This is a genomic window from Streptomyces sp. NPDC088097 (assembly GCF_044741845.1).
In the GTDB taxonomy this organism is placed as follows: domain Bacteria; phylum Actinomycetota; class Actinomycetes; order Streptomycetales; family Streptomycetaceae; genus Streptomyces.
This window is the reverse complement of record NZ_JBIUTJ010000008.1, coordinates 17,595-37,315: the sequence shown is the minus strand read 5'-3', so window position 1 is coordinate 37,315 and position 19,721 is coordinate 17,595. Positions and strand designations below refer to the sequence as shown.

The window sequence follows — 19,721 nt, the reverse complement described above, 5'->3', positions numbered from 1 at the left end:
TCGGATCAGCTGTTCGTCGTCTCCACGGAGCCGCCCCGGTGAACCCCCTTCACCGAGGCGGCTCCGTGCTGTCCGTCCCGACCGACCGCGACCCCCACCCCGCACGACAACGGCGGCCGTCAAGACCTCGACCAGGTCTCGACGGCCGCCGTCACGCGGGCCGGTGCCTCACCCCTGGCGGGCCGGACCGAACCAGGTGTCGAGGGCGGTGCGGAGCGCGGCGGTGTCGGGCGCGCCGTCCTCCTCGTCGGCCGCCCAGGCGACGTGGCCGTCGGGGCGGATGAGGAGCGCGGCGGGCGCAGGCACCTCCCCGAGGGCCGGCACGGGCCAGAGGTCGTCCTCGCTGCGCGCCTCGACGAAGTCGACGCGGTCGGCCCAGCCCGCGGCGACCGCCGCCAGCCCCTCGGCGCCGCTCAGGTCGAGCAGGACCGGGCGGCCGGCGTGCAGCAGCTCGTAGACGCACGTGGCGCCGTCGGACGTCTTGAGGTCGGCGTCGGGGACCCGCAGACCCGCGAGCCGGTGGTCACCGTCCATCGGGTACCTGATGTCCAGGGCGTTCAGCAGGTGGCGCAGATAGGTGTTGACGTCGTCGAACACCATGAGCGAACTGAAGACGTCGCGTAGCGCGTCCGTCTGGATGCCCGGCCGCGCCAGGGCCGCCTGCGCCCGGGTGTTGTGCAGCACGCGCTCCCCGACGGGATGGCGCTCGGCGTGGTAGGTGTCCAGCAGGCTCTCCGGCGCCCGGCCGCGCACCACCGAGGCCAGCTTCCAGCCCAGGTTGACCGCGTCCTGCACGCCCATGTTCAGGCCCTGCCCGCCGGCCGGGAAGTGGATGTGCGCCGCGTCGCCCGCGAGCAGCACCCGGCCCTGGCGGTACCGGGCGGCCTGCCGCGCGGCGTCGTTGAAGCGGGAGATCCACCGCGGGCTGTTCATGCCGTAGTCCGTGCCCGCCAGCCGCACCAGCGCCTCGCGGAGCTGCTCGAACGTCGTGGGTTCGTCGCGGTCCACCAGGTCGTACTCGGAGGTGATCACCCGGTACCAGCCCGGTTCGAAGGCGACCGCCGAGAAGTCACCGCCCGCGCTGCGCCGCACCCATATGTAGTCCTCGGTCAGGTCGGGGAGTTCGACGTCGCCGATCAGCGAGGTCATCGTCGCCGCGGTGCCGGGGAAGTCGATGCCGGCCAGCTTGCGCACCGCGCTGCGCCCGCCGTCGCAGCCCACGAGGTAGCGGGCGCGCAGGGACGCGGGGCCGGCCTGCGCCGTGGCCAGCTCGACCGTGACGCCTTCGTCGTCCTGGCGCACTCCGACCACCTCGGACGCCCTGAGCACCCGCACGCCGAGTTCGTCGGCGCGCTCCTCCAACAGCTGCTCGATGGTGGACTGAAGGATCATGAGCGGGTACGGGTGCCTCGACTCCGACTCGTCGAAGTCTAGGAAGAGAGCGGAGAAGTGACCCACCGGCTGCAGTTCTCCGGCGTCCAGGAAGCGGTCCACGATGCCGCGCTGGTCGAGCACCTCCAGGGTGCGGGAGTGGATCCCGCCGGCCCGCGACTCGCCCGTCCGCTCGGGGAGCCGCTCGACGACCACCACGTCGACGCCCGCCAGCCGCAGCTCGCAGGCGAGCATCAGACCTGTCGGCCCGGCGCCCGCGATCACCACGTCCGCATCGATGTCGCTGTGTCCCACGTCGTTCCCCCTCATTCCACTGCGCCTCTAACGTCGTTGAATCACCTTCACGTTCACTGAACGTGAATCGGGCGGTCAATGAACGCCGGTTCCGAAACGGTGCGGCACGCCGGCGAACTTGCCCTGTCCCGCCGGCGGGACGGTCCGGCCGAGGCGTACGTCCACCGGGTCGTCGGCGCACTCTCAACCCCACCGCCCGGTGGGCACCGGGCACCACCGGCACGCTGTGATCGGGCGCGGATCCACGCGACACTCGGTCCGGCCGTTCAAGGAACGTGTCTCGCCGGCGGGACACGGATCAGCAGAAGGCCCCAGTGGCCGTAATGGCGGTGACGGCCCGGAGACAGGGCCGCAAACGACGCGAGCGGGCACTCCCGGTCGGTGGAGAAAGGGAATTCGGGAAATGGAAACGGTGTCGCTTGCGCAGGAAGTCGCCGATATGTGGGGGGAATTCCTCGGCAACGGCAAGGTCGGGGTGGATGACGACTTCTTCGAACTCGGCGGGAATTCGCTGACCGGAATCAAGATCATCGACCAGGTGTCGCAGGACTACGGCGTCCAGCTGTCCGTCCGCGCCTTCTACCTGGCGCAGACCCCGGCCCGCGTCGCCGAGCTGATCGAGCAGGGGAGGGCGGCGGCGTGAGGCTGACGCCCGGCCCCGCGCGCGACATCGACCTCGGCGCCGTCGACCTGTTCGACCTCGACCTCTACTCCTCGGGCGACCCGCACCCCATCTGGGACGTCATGCGGGCGAAGGCGCCCCTGCACCACCAGGTCCTGCCGGACGGCCGTGAATTCTGGTCGGTGACCCGTTACGAGGACGTCCACCGCGTGCTCGCCGACCACCGTGAGTTCACCTCGGAACGCGGTACGGTCCCCACCCACCTCGGGACGGACGACGTCGCGGCCGGCGTGCTGATGACCTCCACCGACCCGCCGCGGCACACCGAGGTCCGCCGGCCGCTCGGCGCCAAGCTCACGGCGCGGGCGGTGAGGTCCTGGGAGGACAGCATCCGCGCGACGATCGTGCGCTTCCTCCAGCCGGCGCTCGACGGCGAGGTCTTCGACCTGGCCGAGAAGGCGCTGCTGCTCCCGGCGATGGTCACCGGCCCGCTCCTGGGCATCCCGGAGAAGGACTGGGCGGAACTCGTCCAGCTGACCGCGATGGTGACGGCCCCCTCGGACCCGCACTTCCGGCTGGGCAGCGAGGCCGCGACCCTGGCCATCTCCCACCACGAGCTGGTCACCTACGTCAAGGAATGGGTCAAGACCAGGCGGGCGACCGGCGAAGAGGGCGAGAGCCTGCTCCACCACCTCATGAGCGTCCGTCCGGGCGGCGAGCCGCTCAGCGACGAGGAGATCGCCCTCGACGGCTACAGCATCCTGCTGGGCGCCAACGTGACGACCCCACACACCGTGTCGGGCACCGTCGAGGCCCTCATCGAGCGGCCCGAGCAGTTCGAGAAGGCCGCGGCCGACCTGTCGCTGGTGCCGAACCTGGTCGAGGAAGGGCTGCGCTGGACCTCGGCCGCCTGCAACTTCATGCGGTACGCGGTGGACGACGTCGAGATCGGCGGGGGCACCATCCCGGCCGGCGGCGCGGTCGTCGCGTGGATCGGCTCGGCCAACCGGGACGAATCCCTCTTCCCCGACCCCCACACCTTCGACATCACACGGGCCAACGCCAAGCGCCAGGCCGCCTTCGGGTTCGGGACGCACTTCTGCATCGGGGCGCCGCTGGCCCGCATGACGCTGCGCGTCTTCTTCGAGGAACTGCTCCAGCGCTTCGAGTCGATCGAGTTCGCCGGTGAACCGCAGCACCTGCGGTCGTACTTCATCGCCGGGATGACCCACCTCCCCGTCCTCGGCAAGAAACGACACACGCCATGACAACCGGCTCCACCACCGTCGCCTCGCCGTGGTTCGTCCGGCCGCGATCCGCCGACCACGCCGCCCGCCTCTTCTGCTTCTCCTTCTCCGGGTCCGGGGCCTCGGCCTTCAGCGCCTGGCCGGAGGCGATCGACGACGTCGAGGTCTGCCCGGTGCAGTTCCCCGGCCGCGAGAACCGGCTGGGCCACCCCCACTACGGCACCTACGAGAAGCTGGCCGACGCCTTGGTCGAACCGCTGGAGCCCGAGCTGGACCGGCCGTACGCGTTCTTCGCGCACTGTGCGGGTGCGATGCCCGCGTACGAGACCGTCCTGCGGCTCGCCGCACTCGGCCTGCCCGGCCCGGACCGCCTCTTCGTGTCGGGCCAGCCGGCCCCCCACGACGCCTCGCGCGACCGGATGCTCACCCTGACCGAGCCCGAGCTGCGCGCCGAGCTGGAGTCGTTCGTGCGGGGCCGCGGCATCGAGCCGCGCCCGGACATGATCGACATGGGCATGTTCGTGCTGCTCCGCGACCACGCCGCCGCGGGCGCCTACCGCCGCTCGGAGCCGGTCAAGGTGGACTGCCCCATCGTCGTCCTGCACTGGCGGGACGACCCCGACGTGACCCTCGAAGAGCTCGAAGGATGGCGCCGGTACTCGGATGAGGTCGAGATCCGTGTGGTCGACGGCGGCCACTACGACTTCATGGACGCGCCCGACGACCTGCTGAAGCTGCTGGCCTCCTGGCGATGAGAGCAGCGCCGCCCCCAAGAGCCGTATGCCGTGGAACCCGGAAGGAATTCGTATGAGTGGCGCAGCCGCCGACATCGCCGTCATCGGGATGTCGTGCCGTTTTCCCGGTGTGGACAACGTGCGCGATTTCTGGCGCTTGCTGGTCGACGGGGAGTCGACCGTCGGGGTGTTCCCCGAGCACCGGGCGGCCGGATCGACCTACACGTCCCACCCGGACGCGGACACCCTGAACTCGGGTTCGTTCCTCGACTCCATCGACGGGTTCGACGCGGAGTTCTTCGGCACGGGCCCGGCGGAGACCGCCGCCATGGACCCCGTGCAGCGGCTCGGGCTGGAGCTGGCCTGGGAGGCCGTCGAGGACGCCCGGATCCCCGCGGGCGCGCTCGCCGGCCGCGAGGTCGACGTCGTCGTCGGCACCGCGCCCTCCGGGTACGACCTGCTGCGCAAGCTGTCCGGCAGCGACCGGGACGACCACTACGCCGCGCTCGGATCGAGCGGCGCGCTCATCGCGAACCGCATCTCCAGCCTCTTCGACGCACGCGGCATGAGCTTCTGCGCGGACTCGGGCCAGTCCTCCTCGCTCGTGTCGCTGGCGCTGACCTGCGACCGGATCCGCAGCGGCGCCGTCGACATGGCGATCGCGGGCGGCGTGCACCTGATCGTCGACCCGGAGTCGGGGCTGGGCCTCGCCAACCTCGGCGCCCTCTCGCCCGACGGCCGCTGCTTCACCTTCGACGAGCGGGCCGGCGGTTTCGCCCGCGGCGAGGGCGGCGCGTTCGTCGTGCTCAAGCGGCTCGACCTCGCCGTCGCCGACGGCGACCACGTCTACGCCGTGGTGCGCGGCTGGGGCGTCGGCAGCGGCGGCGCCTCCTCCCGCATGCCGGATCCCAGCCCCACCGGGCAGGCGGCGGCCGTCCGCGCCGCCCTCGCGAGCGCGGACGTCCCCTTCGACAGCGTCGACTACGTCGAGGCCCACGGCACCGGCACCCGCATGGGCGACCCGGCCGAGATCGCCGGGCTGCGCGAGGTGATCCGGGAGACCGGCCGCGAGCGCCCCCTGACGATCGGCTCGGCGAAGACGAACGTCGGACACCTGGAGCCGGCCGCCGGCATGGTCGGCTTCGTGAAGGCGGCGCTCTGCCTGGACCGCGGCCGGCTGGTCCCGAGCCTGAACTACCGCTCGCCCAACCCCAACATTCCCGACTTCCAGGCGGACTTCGAAGTCCTGCGCACCGCCCGGCCCTGGCCGGACGAGCCCGGTCGGCCGCGACGCGCGGGCGTGTCCGCCTTCGGCATGGGCGGCACCAACGCCCACGTGATCCTCGAACAGGCCCCCGAACGACAGGCGGAACCCCGTTCCGCCGAAGGCGACGCGGGCCGCGCCGACGCCCCCGGCGTCGTGCCGTGGGTGCTCTCGGCGCGCTCCGAGCCGGCCCTACGGGAGCAGGCGGCCCGGCTGCGGGAGCTCGTGGCCGCGGACGCCTCGCTCTCGCCGGCCGATGTCGGCCACTCGCTGGTGTCGGCCCGGTCCCTGTTCGACCACCGGGCCGTGGTCCTGGGCGCCGACCGTGAGGAGGCGCTGGCCGCCCTCGACCTGATCGCCGCCGGCGGCGACTCGGCGCGGGCGGTGCGCGGCGTCGCCGCCCCGACCGGCCCCGTCGTCTTCGTGTTCCCCGGCCAGGGCTCGCAGTGGCTGGGCATGGGCAAGCGGCTGTACGCGGAGTCGGAGGCGTTCGCGCGGTCGATCGACGCGTGCGAGCGGGCCCTCGCGCCGTACGTGGACTGGTCGCTGGTGGACGTGCTGACCGGCGCGGAGTCGGCCCCGTCGATGGAGCGGGTGGACGTGGTCCAGCCGGCGCTGTTCGCGATGATGGTGTCGCTCGCGCAGGTGTGGCGCTCCCTGGGCGTGGTCCCCGACGCCGTCGTCGGCCACTCGCAGGGCGAGCTCGCCGCGGCCTGCGTGTCGGGCGCGCTGTCGCTCGACGACGCGGCGCGGATCAGCGCCCTGCGCAGCCGGGCACTGATCGACCTGTCCGGCCTGAACGGCGGGATGAGCGCGGTGGCCGCGCCCAACGCATGGGTCGAGGACAGGCTGGAGCGGTGGTCCGGACGGATCGCCGTGGCCGCCGTCAACGGACCCGCGTCCGTGGTGATCGCCGGGGACGGCGAGGCACTGGACGCGTTCGCCGCGATGGCGGACGGCGAGGGCGTCCGGGTACGGCGGATCAAGGTGGACTACGCCTCGCACTCCCACCACGTCGAACGCATCCGTGAGCGTCTCCTCGCGGACACCGCGGGCATCTCGCCGAGGGAAACGCCGGTGAGGTTCCACTCCACGGTCACCGGCGGACTGCTCGACACCCGCGTCCTCGACGGGGCGTACTGGTACGACAACCTGCGCTCGATGGTGCGGTTCGGCGAGGTCGTCGAAGGCCTGATGCGGGACCACGGCGGCGTGTTCGTCGAAGTCAGCCCGCACCCCGTGCTCCAGGTGGCGATGGAGGAGGCCGCCGACGCGCTGCCCGTCCCGCCGTTGCTGGCGAGCACCCTGAACAAGCGCGACGGGAGCGCCGGCAAGGTCCTCCAATCGCTGGCCGGGCTGCACGTGGGCGGTGTGCCGGTCGACTGGACGGCGGCGTTCGCCGCGGCCGGACCGCGCCGGATCGACCTGCCGACGTACCCGTTCCAGCGGCAGCGGTACTGGCTGACCGCTCCCGAGGGCGCCGGCGGCTCGAACGGCCCGGCCGCGCGGGAGGGCGGACCGGAGGCGAGCACCCGGGCCGCGCACCTGGGCTCGGAATCGGCCGTCCTCGCACTCGTGTGCGTCGAGACGGCAGCGCTGCTGAGCGTGCGGGAATCGGGCCTGACGAGCGCCGATCTGGCCGTCAGGTCGGCCGAGACCTTCAAGGTCCTGGGCTTCGACTCGTCGATGGCCGTGGGCCTGCGCAACCGGCTCGCCGCGGCGGCCGGCGTACGGCTCCCGGCCACGGCCGCCTTCACCTACCCCACTCCGCAGGGGCTCGCCCGCCACATCTTCTCCCTCCTGGAGCCGAAGGCGCCGGATGCGCCGAAGGCCCCGGAAGCCGTGGAGGAAGCGGTCACGGAGAGTGGCAGTGATGACGATCTGTACGCGTTGATCGACCGCGGATACATGTAGCAACACCGCAACACCGTTCTTCTAAGCAACTGTTGGGGGAGGCCCTGGTGGAGGATGTCGACAAGCTCCGGTCCTACTTGCGACGCGCCGTTGGCGACGCGCAGGACCTGCGCGATCGGGTGCGCGAGCTGGAGGAAGCCGCTCGCGAGCCCATCGCGGTCGTGGGTGTGGGGTGTCGCTTCCCGGGTGGGGTGACGTCCCCCGAAGGACTGTGGGGAGTGGTGTCCGAGGGAGTGGACGCGATGAGCGACTTCCCGGACGACCGCGGATGGGACCTGGAGGCGCTCTACGACCCGGACCCCGAGGCACAGGGCAAGACGTACACGCGCACCGGCGGCTTCCTGCGCGACCTCCCGGACTTCGACGCGCCGTTCTTCGGCATCAGCCCGCGCGAGGCGCTGTCGATGGATCCCCAGCAGCGGGTGATGCTGGAGACGTCGTGGGAAGCGCTGGAACGGGCGGGCATCGACCCGGCCGCCCTGCGCGGTTCGCAGACCGGCGTGTTCACCGGGATCTACGGCGTCGACTACGGCCCCAGGATGGGCGGCGGCGCCGCCGGCGAGGTGGAGGGCTTCTCCCTCACGGGCACGCACACCAGCGTGGCCTCGGGCCGGGTGGCCTACACGCTGGGCCTCGACGGCCCGGCGGTGTCGACCGACACCGCGTGCTCCTCGTCCCTCGTCGCCGTGCACCAGGCCGTGCGGTCCCTGCGGTCCGGTGAGTGCACGCTGGCGCTGGCCGGCGGGGTGTCGACGATGCCGACCCCCGGCATGTTCGTGGAACTGGCCCGCCAGCGCGGCCTGTCGGCCGACGGCCGGTGCAAGGCGTTCGCCGACGCGGCGGACGGCACCGGCTTCTCCGAGGGCGCGGGTGTCCTGGTCCTGGAGCGACTCTCCGACGCACGCCGCAACGGCCGCCGGATCTGGGCCGTGATCCGCGGCTCGGCGATGAACCAGGACGGCGCCTCCAACGGCCTGACCGCGCCGAACCCCCTGGCGCAACAGCGGGTCATCCGTGCCGCCCTGGCCGACGCCGGGCTGGGCACGGGCGACGTGGACGTGGTGGAGGCGCACGGCACCGGCACGATGCTGGGCGACCCCATGGAGGCCGAGGCCCTGCTGGCCACCTACGGTCAGGACCGTGACCCGGCCGACCCGCTGTGGCTGGGCTCGCTGAAGTCGAACATCGGTCACACCCAGGCCGCCGCGGGCGCCGGCGGCATCATCAAGATGATCATGGCGATGCGGCACGGCGTGCTGCCCAAGACGCTGCACGTGGACCGCCCGTCCACGCACGTCGACTGGTCGGTCGGCGGGGTCGAACTGCTCACCGAGGCCCGCGAATGGGCCGAGGCGCAGGGCCGGCCCCGGCGCGCGGGCATCTCGTCCTTCGGCATCAGCGGCACCAACGCGCACCTGATCCTCGAACAGGTACCCGAGACCGTCGAGGCGGCATCCGAGCCCGCGCGGGCCCCGGCCCCCGTGGAGCCCGCCGGCGGCCAGGTGTCCGACGCCGCCGCCGGGGCGGTGCCGTGGGTGCTGTCGGCGCGCTCGGCGGAAGCCCTGCGGGAGCAGGCGCTGCGGCTGCGCGACACCGTGGCCGCGGACCCGGCGCTGCCGCTCGCGGACATCGGTCACGCGCTGGTGACGACGCGCTCGCTGTTCGAGCACCGCCGCGTGGTGATCGGCGCCGACCGCGACGCGCTCCTCGCCGCCCTGACCGCCGTCGCCACGGGCGACGAGAGCGCCGCCGACGTGGTCTCCGGCGCCGCCAAGCCGGTGGGCAGGACGGTGTTCGTGTTCCCGGGCCAGGGTGCCCAGTGGATCGAGATGGGCCGGGAACTGTGGGAGTCCTCCCCGGTCTTCGCCGACCGGCTGCGGGCGTGCGAGAAGGCCCTGGAGCCGTGGGTGTCGTGGTCGCTGCTCGACACCGTCCGCGGAGGGCCGCGGGCGGGCGACCTGGAGCACGTCGAGGTCGTCCAGCCGGTGCTCTTCGCGGTGATGGTGTCCCTGGCGGAGGTGTGGCGTTCGCTGGGGGTGACCCCCGACGCGGTCATCGGCCACTCCCAGGGTGAGATCGCCGCCGCCTGCGTCGCCGGAGCCGTGACCCTGGAGGACGCGGCCAAGATCGTGGCCGTACGGTCCCGGCTGCTGGCCGAGGCCGCCGGACAGGGCACCATGGCCGCGATCCTGCTGCCCCGGCACAAGGTGGAGGAACTGCTCGCCCCCTGGGCCGGCCGGGTCGGCATCGCCGCGGTCAACGGACCGAACTCGACGACGGTCTCCGGAGAGATCGCGGTGGTCGAGGCCCTGGTCGAGGCCTGCGAAGCCGAGGGCGCCCGCGCCCGACGCGTCAAGGTGAGCATCCCCGCGCACTCGCCGCTGATGGAGCGGTTCGAGGGCCGGCTCACGGCCCAACTCGGCCGGATCACCCCCGCGCCGACGCCGGTGGAGATCTACTCGACGGTGACCGGCGGCCTCATCGACGCCGAGCGACTGGACACCGCCTACTGGTACCGCAACCTGCGCGAGCCCGTCCAGTTCGAAGCGGCCATGAGGAGCCTGATCGCGCACGAGCCCCACGGCGTGGTCGTCGAGGTCAGCCCGCACCCGCTGCTCACGATGAACGTCCAGGAACTGTTCGACGACACCCCCGGCGCCACCGGGTTCGCGGTCGGTTCGCTGCGCCGCGGCGAGGGCGGGTTCGCCCGCCTGTACCGGTCGGTGGCCGAGGCCTTCGTGGCCGGCGCCTCCGTGTCCTGGGAGAAGGCGTTCCCCGGCTCGGACGGTCGGCGGGTCGAGCTGCCCACGTACGCCTTCCAGCGTCAGCGCTACTGGCTGAACACGCCCAACGAAACCACCACCCACAGCACCTCCGACCACCCGCTGCTCGACGCCGTGATCGATCTGCCCGACGACGGCGAGCACGCCGGAGTCGTGGGCGGCGGCCGCCTCTCGCTGGAGCGCCACCCGTGGCTCGCCGAGCACGTCGTCCACGGCGCCGTCCTGGTGCCGGCCACCGTGCTGGCGGAGCTGGCGGTGTGGGCGGCGGACAAGGTCGGCTGCGACATCGTCCACGAACTCCACCTGGAAACGCCGCTGGTGCTGTCCCGGACCGCCGATCGCGAGATCCGCGTGGTCGTCGACGGCAAGCGTGCCGTCAGCGTGCACTCGCGCGGCGAGGGCGAACCGGAGTGGACGCGCAACGCCGTCGGCGTCGTCGGGTCCGACACCGGACGGACCGGTGCGGACGAAAGCCTCACCGCGTGGCCTCCCGCGGGCGCGGTCGCCGTGCCCTTCGAGGAGGAGTACGCCAGGCTGTCGGCCCTCGGCTTCGGCTACGGGCCCCTGTTCCGCGGCCTGGAGAAGGTGTGGCGCCACGACGACACCCTCTTCGCGGAGGTGGCACTGCCCGCGCTCGACGGCGCGGACCGGAGCCGGTACCGGATCCACCCGGCCCTGCTCCAGGCCGCACTGCTCCCGATCGGCCTGGGCCGCATCGTGGACGACTCCCGGCCCGAGGGTTGGCTGCCGTACCGCTCCACGGGCATCCGGGTGGGCTCCACCCGGCCGACCGCGCTGCGCGTGCGCCTGCGTCCGGCGGGGGAGAACGCGCTGAGCGTGACCCTCGCGGACCAGAACGGCGCACCGGTCGGCGGCCTCGAATCGCTGACCCTGCGGCCCGTGGACGTCGGGCAGCTGACCGAGCTGAGCTTCGACCACCAGGACTCGCTGTTCCAGGTGGACTGGGTCCCCCTCCCGGTCCCGCCCGGCGCGGCCGTCGGCCCGTACGCGGTGCTGGGAGCACTCGACGCGCACACCGCGTCCCCGGTACCGGACGACGCGGTCTTCACCGACCTCGACGCACTCGCCGCCTCCGGCGGGGAGGTGCCCCCGGTCGTCATCGCCCGCATCGAGCGGACGACGGGCGGGGCCGCCGGCGACACCCCCGCCGCCGCCGAGCGCAACGTCCACCGTGTGTTGCGGTGGACGCAGGACTGGCTCTCCGACGACCGGTTCGCCACGTCACGCCTGGTCATCGTCACGCGGGACGCGTTCCACGACGAGCAGGTGTCCGACGTCGACCCCGCGGCCGCCGCGGTCTGGGGTTTCGTGCGCAGTGCGCAGACCGAGAACCCGGGCCGCTTCACGCTCGTGGACACCGACGGCCGGCCCGCATCGTGGGCCCGCGTCCCGGTGGCTGCCGCGACCGGGGAACTCCAGCTCAAGATCCGCTCCGGCGACGTGAGCGTTCCGCAGCTGGCCCGCACCCAGGGCGCGTCCGACGGCCGCGGATCCCTCGACGGGACGCCGGACGTGCCCGCCCTCGGCTCAGGGACCGTGCTGATCACGGGCGGGACCAGCGGCCTGGGCGCGATGCTGGCCCGCCACCTCGTGGAGCGGCACGGCGTGCGCCGGCTGCTGCTGACCAGCAGGCGGGGCCTGTCGGCCCCGGCGGCCGCCGCGCTGCGGGAGGAACTGACCGGGGCCGGAGCACAGGTCGAGGTCGTGGCCTGCGACGTCACCAGCCGTGACGCGGTGGCCCGGCTGATCGCCGGAGTGCCGGCCGACCACCCGCTGACGGCGGTGATCCACTGCGCGGGCGTGCTGGACGACGGCGTCGTCGAGGCCCTGACGGTGGACCGCGTGGACGCCGTCCTCGCGCCGAAGGTGCGTGGCGCCTGGTACCTCCACGAGCTGACCGCGCACCTGGACCTCTCCGCGTTCGTCCTGTTCTCCTCCGTCGCGAGCGTGCTCGGCACGGCGGGCCAGGCCAACTACGCGGCGGCCAACTCGTTCCTCAACGGACTGGCGCAGGCGCGCCGGGCCGCCGGACTGGCCGCCACCTCGCTGTGCTGGGGCTTCTGGGCCGAGCGCAGCGAGATGAGCGCCGGCATCGACGACGTGGACCTCGTACGCCTGCACCGCCAGGGCGTGCTGCCGATGTCCTCGCAGGAGGGCCTCGCGCTCTTCGACGCGGCGACCTCCATCGACGAGCCGGTGCTGGTGCCCACCCGACTGAACCTCTCGGCACTGGGCGCGCCCCACGCCGGCCGGATGGGTTCGCCGTTGCTGCGCACCCTGACCGGGACGTTCGGCGGACCCGGCGGCCCGGAGGGCCGGGAGTCCACGGACGTCGGCCTCGCGGCGCGCCTGAGGTCGCTGCCGGCGGCCGACGCGGAGACGCTGCTGCTCGATGCCGTCCGGGCGCAGACCGCGCTCGTCCTCGGCCACCCGGACACCGGGAAGATCGGTCCCGCGGCGACGTTCAAGAAGCTGGGGATCGACTCGCTCACGGCCCTGGAGCTGCGGAACAAGCTGTCGGCGGTGACCGGCCTGAAGCTGCCGGCCACGCTCGTGTTCGACCACCCGAACCCGACCGCCCTCGCGCAGTTCCTGAACGCGGGCATCCCCCGGGACGCGGACGCCGCCCCGCAGTCTCCGGTCGATCACCTGGCCAAGGAGATCGAAGGACTGGGCGCCCGGCTGGAGGACGCGTTCCTCGCGCTCGCGGACGCCGACCAGGCCACCATCTCCACTCTTCTCGGCGAACTGCAGGGCCGGGTCCGTTCGCTGGCGGGCGTCGGAGCACCGGTCGGCATCGCCGACCAGATCAGTTCGGCCTCGGTGGGAGACCTTCTCTCGCTGCTCGACAAGGAACTCGGCTAGGGGAAAGCGATGACCAAAGACAACAACGCCGATGTTCTTGATTACCTCAAGCGGACATCGATCGAGCTGCTGGAGACGCGCAAGCGTCTGAAGGAAGTGACGGACGCCGCCGCCGAGCCCATCGCGGTGGTGGGTGTCGCCTGCCGCTTCCCGGGTGGCGCGGCGACCCCCGAGGCACTGTGGGAGCTGGTGAACTCGGGCGCGGACGTCGTGTCCGGCTTCCCGGAGGACCGCCACTGGGACCTCCAGGGCCTGGCCGACCCGGACCCGGACCGGCCGGGCACCTGCTCCACGGCCTCGGGCGGCTTCCTGTACGACGCCGCCGACTTCGACGCCGAGTTCTTCGAGATCAACCCGCGCGAGGCGCTCGCCGCCGACCCCCAGCACCGGTTGCTCCTGGAGACCTCGTGGGAGTCCCTGGAACGCGCCGGGATCGACCCGCACACCCTGCGCGGCAGCAGCACCGGCGTCTTCGCCGGCCTCGCCTACTTCGGGTACGGCAACCACTTCCACACCCCCGAGGCCATCGCGGGCTACGGGCAGACCGGTTCCCTGCTGAGCGTGGCGTCCGGCCGCGTGTCGTACGCGCTGGGCCTGGAGGGCCCGGCGATCTCGACCGACACCGCGTGCTCCTCGTCCCTCGTGGCGGTGCACCAGGCGGCGCAGTCGCTGCGGCAGGGCGAATGCGGCCTCGCCCTCGCGGGCGGTGTCACCGTCATGGCCACGACGCAGGTCCTGCGCGAGATGTCACGGCTGCGCGGCCTGTCGGCCGACGGCCGGTGCAAGGCGTTCGCCGACGCGGCGGACGGCACCGGCTTCGCCGAGGGCGTCGGCATGCTGGTCCTGGAGCGGCTCTCCGACGCGCAGCGCAACGGGCGGCACATCTGGGGCGTCATCCGCGGCTCCGCGATCAACCAGGACGGCGCCTCCAACGGCCTGACCGCGCCGAGCGGTCCCGCGCAGCAGCGTGTGATCCGGGCGGCGCTGGCGAACGCCCGGGTGCAGGCGAGCGACGTGGACGTGGTGGAGGCGCACGGCACCGGCACGACGCTGGGCGACCCCATCGAGGCGCAGGCCCTGCTGGCCACCTACGGTCAGGACCGCGCCCCGGCCGACCCGCTGTGGCTGGGCTCGTTGAAGTCGAACATCGGTCACACCCAGGCCGCCGCGGGTGTCGGCGGCATCATCAAGATGATCATGGCGATGCGGCACGGCGTGCTGCCCAAGACGCTGCACGTGGACAGCCCGTCCACGCACGTCGACTGGTCGGCCGGCGCCGTGGAACTGCTCACCGAGGCCAGGGACTGGACCAACGCACCGGGGCGTCCGCGCCGGGCGGGCATCTCCAGCTTCGGGGCCAGCGGCACCAACGCGCACGTGATCCTCGAACAGGCCCCCGAGCAGGAGGCCGCCGAACCGGAGCCGACCCCGGACAGCGCCGATCACGCAACGGACGTCGCCGGCGGTGTCGTGCCGTGGGCCCTGTCCGCCCGCTCGGAGCAGGCACTGCGGGCGCAGGCGGACAAGCTGCGCGCGTTCGTCGCCGCCGACCCGCACGCGGACGTCACCGCCATCGGCGCCTCGCTGCTGTCGAGCCGCTCGCGCTTCGAGCACCACGCGGTCGTGCTGGGACGCGGCCGCGACGAGCTGCTGAGCGCGCTGACCTCGCTGGGCGAGGGCGCGGAATCCCCCGCGGTGGTGCGCGGCGTCCCCGCCGAGCCGGGCCGTTCCGTCTTCATGTTCCCCGGCCAGGGGGCGAAGTGGACCGGTGTGGCACGGGAGCTGTACGACGCCTTCCCCGTCTTCGCGCAGAGCCTCGACGAGATCTGCGAACGCTTCGACGCCCACCTCCCCTTCGCCCTCAAGCCCCTGCTCCTCGCCGACGAGCCCGAGGGACGCGAGCGCACGGACGTCATGCAGGCGGCGCTGTTCGCCCTCCAGGTCAGCCTGTACCGGCTCGTGGTGCGGTACTCCCCGCGACCGGACTTCCTGATCGGGCACTCCGTCGGCGAGATCGCGGCCGCCCACGTCTCCGGAGTCCTCGACCTGGACACCGCGACCCGGATCGTGGCCGCCCGCGGACGGGTCATGCAGACCGTCACCGAGGACGGCGCCATGCTGGCGGTCCGCGTCTCGGAGGCCGAGGCGAACGCCCTGCTCGGCCAGTACACCCGCGTCGGCGTCGCCGTCGTCAACGGCCCCGAATCGGTGGTCTTCTCCGGCCTGCGCGACGAGGTCCACGCACTGCGGGACCGACTCCTCGCCGACGGCAGGTCGGCGAAGCTGCTCCCCGTCGACCACGCGTTCCACTCCCCGCTCATGGATCCGATCCTGGACGCTTTCGCGGAATCGATTCAGCGGATCCCCGCGGGCGAACTGTCCATCCCGATCATCTCGACCAGGCTGGGCCGCGAGGCCACGCTCGCGGAACTGACGTCCGCCGGGCACTGGGTGAGCCACGTCCGCGAGCCCGTGCGCTTCCACGAAGCGGTGGAGCGCGCCCGCCACGCCGGCGCGAACGTCTTCCTCGAAGTCGGTCCGGGCGCGACGCTCACCGGCATCACCAAGGACGTCTTCGCCGGTGAGGGCATCAACGACGCCCTCGTACTGACGGTCTCGCGCCGGGACCGCGACGCGCCCCGTGCGCTGGCGGCCGCGCTCGCCGAACTGCACGTCCGGGGCCGGTCCGTGGACTGGAACGCCCTGTTCGGCACGCGCCGGCGGGTGGACCTCCCGACGTACGCGTTCCAGCGGCAGCACTACTGGCTGGACCTGCTCGCCGGGACGGCGTCGGCGGACGTGACCTCCGCCGGTCTGTCGGCCTCGGAGCACCCGCTGCTCGGCGCCGTCGTGGACCACCCCGGCACCGACGAGGTGGTCTTCACCGGCCTGTGGTCCCTGCGGACCCACGACTGGCTCGCCGACCACACCGTGTTCGACTCCGTCGTCGTCCCCGCCACGGCCTACATGGACCTCGCGCTGTGCGTGGGCGACCACGTCGGGTCCGCCGCGGTCGAGGAACTCTCCCTGGAAGTCCCACTGATCATCCCCGACGAGGGCGACGTACGGGTACGGGTCGTCGTCGGCGCGGCCGACGGGAGCGGGCGCCGCTCCCTGGACGTCTACTCGCGTCCCGCCGAGGACGGCGACACGCTCGGCGGCTGGACCCGTCACGCCATGGGCAACCTCGCCCCGGGCACCCCGCGGACGGCCGAATGGGCCGAGGACACGCGAGCGCTCGCCGTATGGCCCCCGGCCGGGGCCGAGCGGCTCGACTTCGACGGCATCTACGACTCCCTCGCGGACGGCGGCTTCGACTACGGACCCACGTTCCGCGGACTGCGGGAGGTGTGGCGCCGGGGCGAGGACCTCTTCGCCCTCGCCACCCTGCCGGAAGGCACCGAAGGCGGGTTCGCCCTCCACCCCGCGCTCATCGACACCGTGCTGCACGCGGTGGTCGTCGGCGGCGTCATCACCGTCACGGGCGAGCAGGGCTGGATGCCCTTCTCGTGGTCCGGCGTGGACCTCGCCGGGGAGTGCGGCCCGACCGTGAAGGTCCGGCTCACCCCGACCGGCGAGGGCGTCGTGTCCGTGGCCATCGCCGACGAGCAGGGCCGCAAGATCGCCCACGTCGACGCGCTGACGTTCCGGCCGGCCAACGCCGAGCAGGTGCGCTCGGCGCGCGGCGGCCAGGAGCAGTCGCTGTACGAACTGGACTGGCGACCGGCCCAGGAGAGCGCGTCGGCGTCCGTCCCCGGGCCGTGGAGCGTGCTCGGGACCGAGAACGGTCGCGCCGCCCGGCTCACCGGCGCGGCCGACGCGGGCGTCACGTTCCACCCGTCGGTGGACGACCTCCTCGCCGGCGAGGCGCCCCGGCACGTGCTCCTGTGCCCGGACGACCTCGTCACCGCCGGCTCCGACCCGCTCACCGCGGTCGCCGCCGTGGACAAGCACGTCCTGGCGACGGTCCAGCGGTTCCTCGCCGAGGAACGGCTCGCCGGATCCACCCTCGTGGTGCTCACGGGCCGGGCCCTCTCCACCGGCGCGGGCGACCGCGTCGAAAGCCTCCCCGGCGCCTCCGTGTGGGGCCTCGTCCGGTCCGCCCAGACCGAACACCCCGGCCGCTTCCGGCTCGTCGACATCGACGACGAGACCTCCTGGGCCCACCTCGCCGACGCACTCGCCCTCGACGAGGACCAGCTGGCGCTGCGCGCCGGCGCCCACCTCGTCCCCCGCCTGATCCGGGCCTCGCCCGCCGACCAGCGGATCGCGGCACCGCCGGCGGGCGCCCACCGTCTGGACATCCCGAACAAGGGCACCCTGGAGAACCTGACCTGGGTTGCGAGCCCCGAAGCCGAAGCGCCCCTGACCGACGGCCAGGTCCGCATCGCCGTCCAGGCCGCCGGCCTCAACTTCCGCGACGTCACCATCGCGCTGGGACTGATCGACCGTACGGCCATCGACGCCGGTCTCGGCAGCGAGGGCTCCGGCGTCGTGCTGGAGGTCGCGGACGACGTCCCCGGCCTCGCGCCCGGTGACCGGGTGACCGGCATCTTCTCCGGCGCCTTCGGTCGCGTGGCCGTGGCGGACCACCGCCTCCTGGCGGCCGTCCCCGACGGCTGGAGCCACGCCGAAGCGGCGTCCATGCCGAGCACCTTCCTCACCGCCTATTACGCGCTCTTCGAGGTGATGCGGCTCCGCGAGGGGCAGCGGATCCTCATCCACGCCGCGGCCGGCGGCGTCGGCATGGCCGCCGTCCAGCTGGCGCGGCACATCGGGGCCGAGGTCTACGCGACCGCGAGCCCGGCCAAGTGGGACACCCTGCGCGGCCTGGGACTGGACGACGCCCACCTGGCGTCGTCGCGTGACCTGGAGTTCGTGGAGAAGTTCCTCGACTCCACGGGCGGTCGCGGTGTCGACGTCGTCCTGAACTCCCTCGCGCACACCTTCGTCGACGCCTCGCTCAAGCTCCTCCCGCAGGGCGGAAACTTCATCGAGATGGGCAAGACGGACATCCGCGACCCCCGGCGGGTGGCGGCCGACCACCCCGGAGTCGCCTACGAGGCCTTCGACCTCTTCGCGGCGGGCCCGGACGCGATCCACGAGCTGTTCCGGTCCGTCATGGAGCTGTTCGCCGACGGACGGCTCCGACTGAGCCCGATCTCCGTCCGCGACATCCGCGACGCCCGCCGGACCTTCCGCGACATGAGCCAGGGCCGCCACGTCGGCAAGCTGGTCTTCGACGTCGGCGGCCGCCTCGGCGGCGGCACCGTCCTGGTCACCGGCGGCACCGGCGGCGTGGGCTCGCTCGTGGCGCGGCACCTCGTCGCCGAACACGGCGTGCGCAGCCTGATGCTGGCGAGCCGACGCGGCCTCGCGGCCGACGGGGTTCCCGAGCTGGTCGCGGACCTGGAGAGCGCGGGCGCCGCCGTCCGGGTCGTGGAATGCGACGTCGCGGACCGGGACGCCGTGGCGGACCTGCTCGCGGACATGCCACCCACGTATCCGCTGACGGCGATCGTGCACGCGGCGGGCGTGCTGGCGGACGGCACCGTCGAATCGCTGACCGAACAGAGCATCGACCGCGTCCTGCGGGCCAAGGTCGGCGGTGCGGTCAACCTGCACGAGCTGACCGAGGGGCACAACCTGTCGGCGTTCATCCAGTTCTCCGCGCTCGCCGGCACGCTCGGCACCGCGGGACAGGCGAACTACGCCGCGGCGAACGGCTTCCTCGACGGCCTGGCGGCGCAGCGCAAGGCATCCGGTCTCCCCGGCACCTCGCTGTGCTGGGGCTGGTGGGAGCAGAGCAGCGGCATGACCGGGGACCTGGACCAGGCCGACTTCTCCCGGCTCCGGCGGATGGGCATCGCCCCGATGCCGACGGCCGAGGCCCTGGCCCTGTTCGACGCGGCGTGCGCGTTCGACAAGCCCGTCCTCGTCCCGGCCCGGGTGGACGTCGCAGGGCTGCGCGACAAGAGCGCCGACGAGCTCCCGCCGCTCCTGCGCGGACTCGCCGACACCGGCCGTCCCCGCCGGGCCAAGACGGCCGCGGCCAAGGACGGCGGCTCCGCCGACCTCGCCGCCAGACTCGTCACCCTGCCCGCGGGAGAGGCCGAGGAGGTGGCCCTGGACTGGGTCCGCGACCAGGCCGCCATCGTGCTCGGACACCCGTCCGGCGCGGCCGTCGACGCCGACCAGGCGTTCACCCAGCTCGGATTCGACTCGCTGACCGCGGTCGAACTCTGCAACCGCCTGGCCTCCGCGACCGGACTGCGCCTGCCCTCCACCCTCGTCTTCAGCTACCCGACACCACGCGAACTGAGCCTGTACCTGCTCGGCCTGCTGCGCCCCGAGCCGGACGCGAGTGCGGACGAAGACACTCGGATCCGGGAAGCGCTGCGGAACGTCTCGATCGCGAGCCTGCGCAACGCGGGCCTCCTGGAACCGATTCTGGCGTGCGCCGACCAGGCCCGGCCGAACGGCGACGGGAACGGGGACGGGGCGGACGCGGAATCCGGTGTGGACGGACTGTCGGACATGGACCTGGACGCGCTGCTCGACCTGGCTTTGGATGAGAAGAGGTAA

Annotated in this window: 7 protein-coding genes; 6 read left to right on the top strand and 1 reads right to left on the bottom strand. The window is 72.9% G+C overall.

What is annotated here, in order from left to right:
• Positions 1 to 168: 168 nt before the first annotated feature.
• Entirely contained in the window at positions 169 to 1,686 is a 1,518-nt protein-coding gene (locus ACIOD1_RS22765) for an FAD-dependent monooxygenase (protein ID WP_365629044.1), read from the bottom strand.
• A 403-nt stretch (positions 1,687 to 2,089) separates the two neighbouring features.
• On the opposite strand from ACIOD1_RS22765, the gene ACIOD1_RS22760 reads away from it, so the two are divergent.
• From ACIOD1_RS22760 to ACIOD1_RS22735, 6 genes are all read left to right on the top strand, one after another.
• Positions 2,090 to 2,329 (top strand): phosphopantetheine-binding protein, encoded by a 240-nt coding sequence (locus tag ACIOD1_RS22760; protein WP_365629041.1) that lies wholly within the window; start codon positions 2,090 to 2,092, stop codon positions 2,327 to 2,329.
• Positions 2,326 to 3,576 carry a cytochrome P450 gene (locus tag ACIOD1_RS22755; RefSeq protein WP_401904247.1) on the top strand — a complete coding sequence of 417 codons (1,251 nt, stop codon included), beginning with the start codon at positions 2,326 to 2,328 and terminating at the stop codon, positions 3,574 to 3,576. Before ACIOD1_RS22760 ends, ACIOD1_RS22755 begins: the two co-directional genes overlap by 4 nt.
• A complete protein-coding gene (locus ACIOD1_RS22750; protein WP_365629035.1) occupies positions 3,573 to 4,310 on the top strand; it encodes an alpha/beta fold hydrolase in 738 nt (245 codons plus the stop codon). The genes ACIOD1_RS22755 and ACIOD1_RS22750 overlap by 4 nt, the downstream gene beginning before the upstream one ends.
• A 52-nt stretch (positions 4,311 to 4,362) precedes the next feature.
• Positions 4,363 to 7,467, top strand: a complete 3,105-nt coding sequence (locus tag ACIOD1_RS22745) for a type I polyketide synthase (protein WP_401904243.1) — start codon at positions 4,363 to 4,365, stop codon at positions 7,465 to 7,467.
• Entirely contained in the window at positions 7,458 to 13,136 is a 5,679-nt protein-coding gene (locus ACIOD1_RS22740) for an SDR family NAD(P)-dependent oxidoreductase (RefSeq protein ID WP_401904433.1), read from the top strand. Before ACIOD1_RS22745 ends, ACIOD1_RS22740 begins: the two co-directional genes overlap by 10 nt.
• Before the next feature lie 96 nt (positions 13,137 to 13,232).
• Complete coding sequence (locus ACIOD1_RS22735) at positions 13,233 to 19,721, top strand: type I polyketide synthase (RefSeq protein WP_401904431.1); 6,489 nt, start codon at positions 13,233 to 13,235, stop codon at positions 19,719 to 19,721.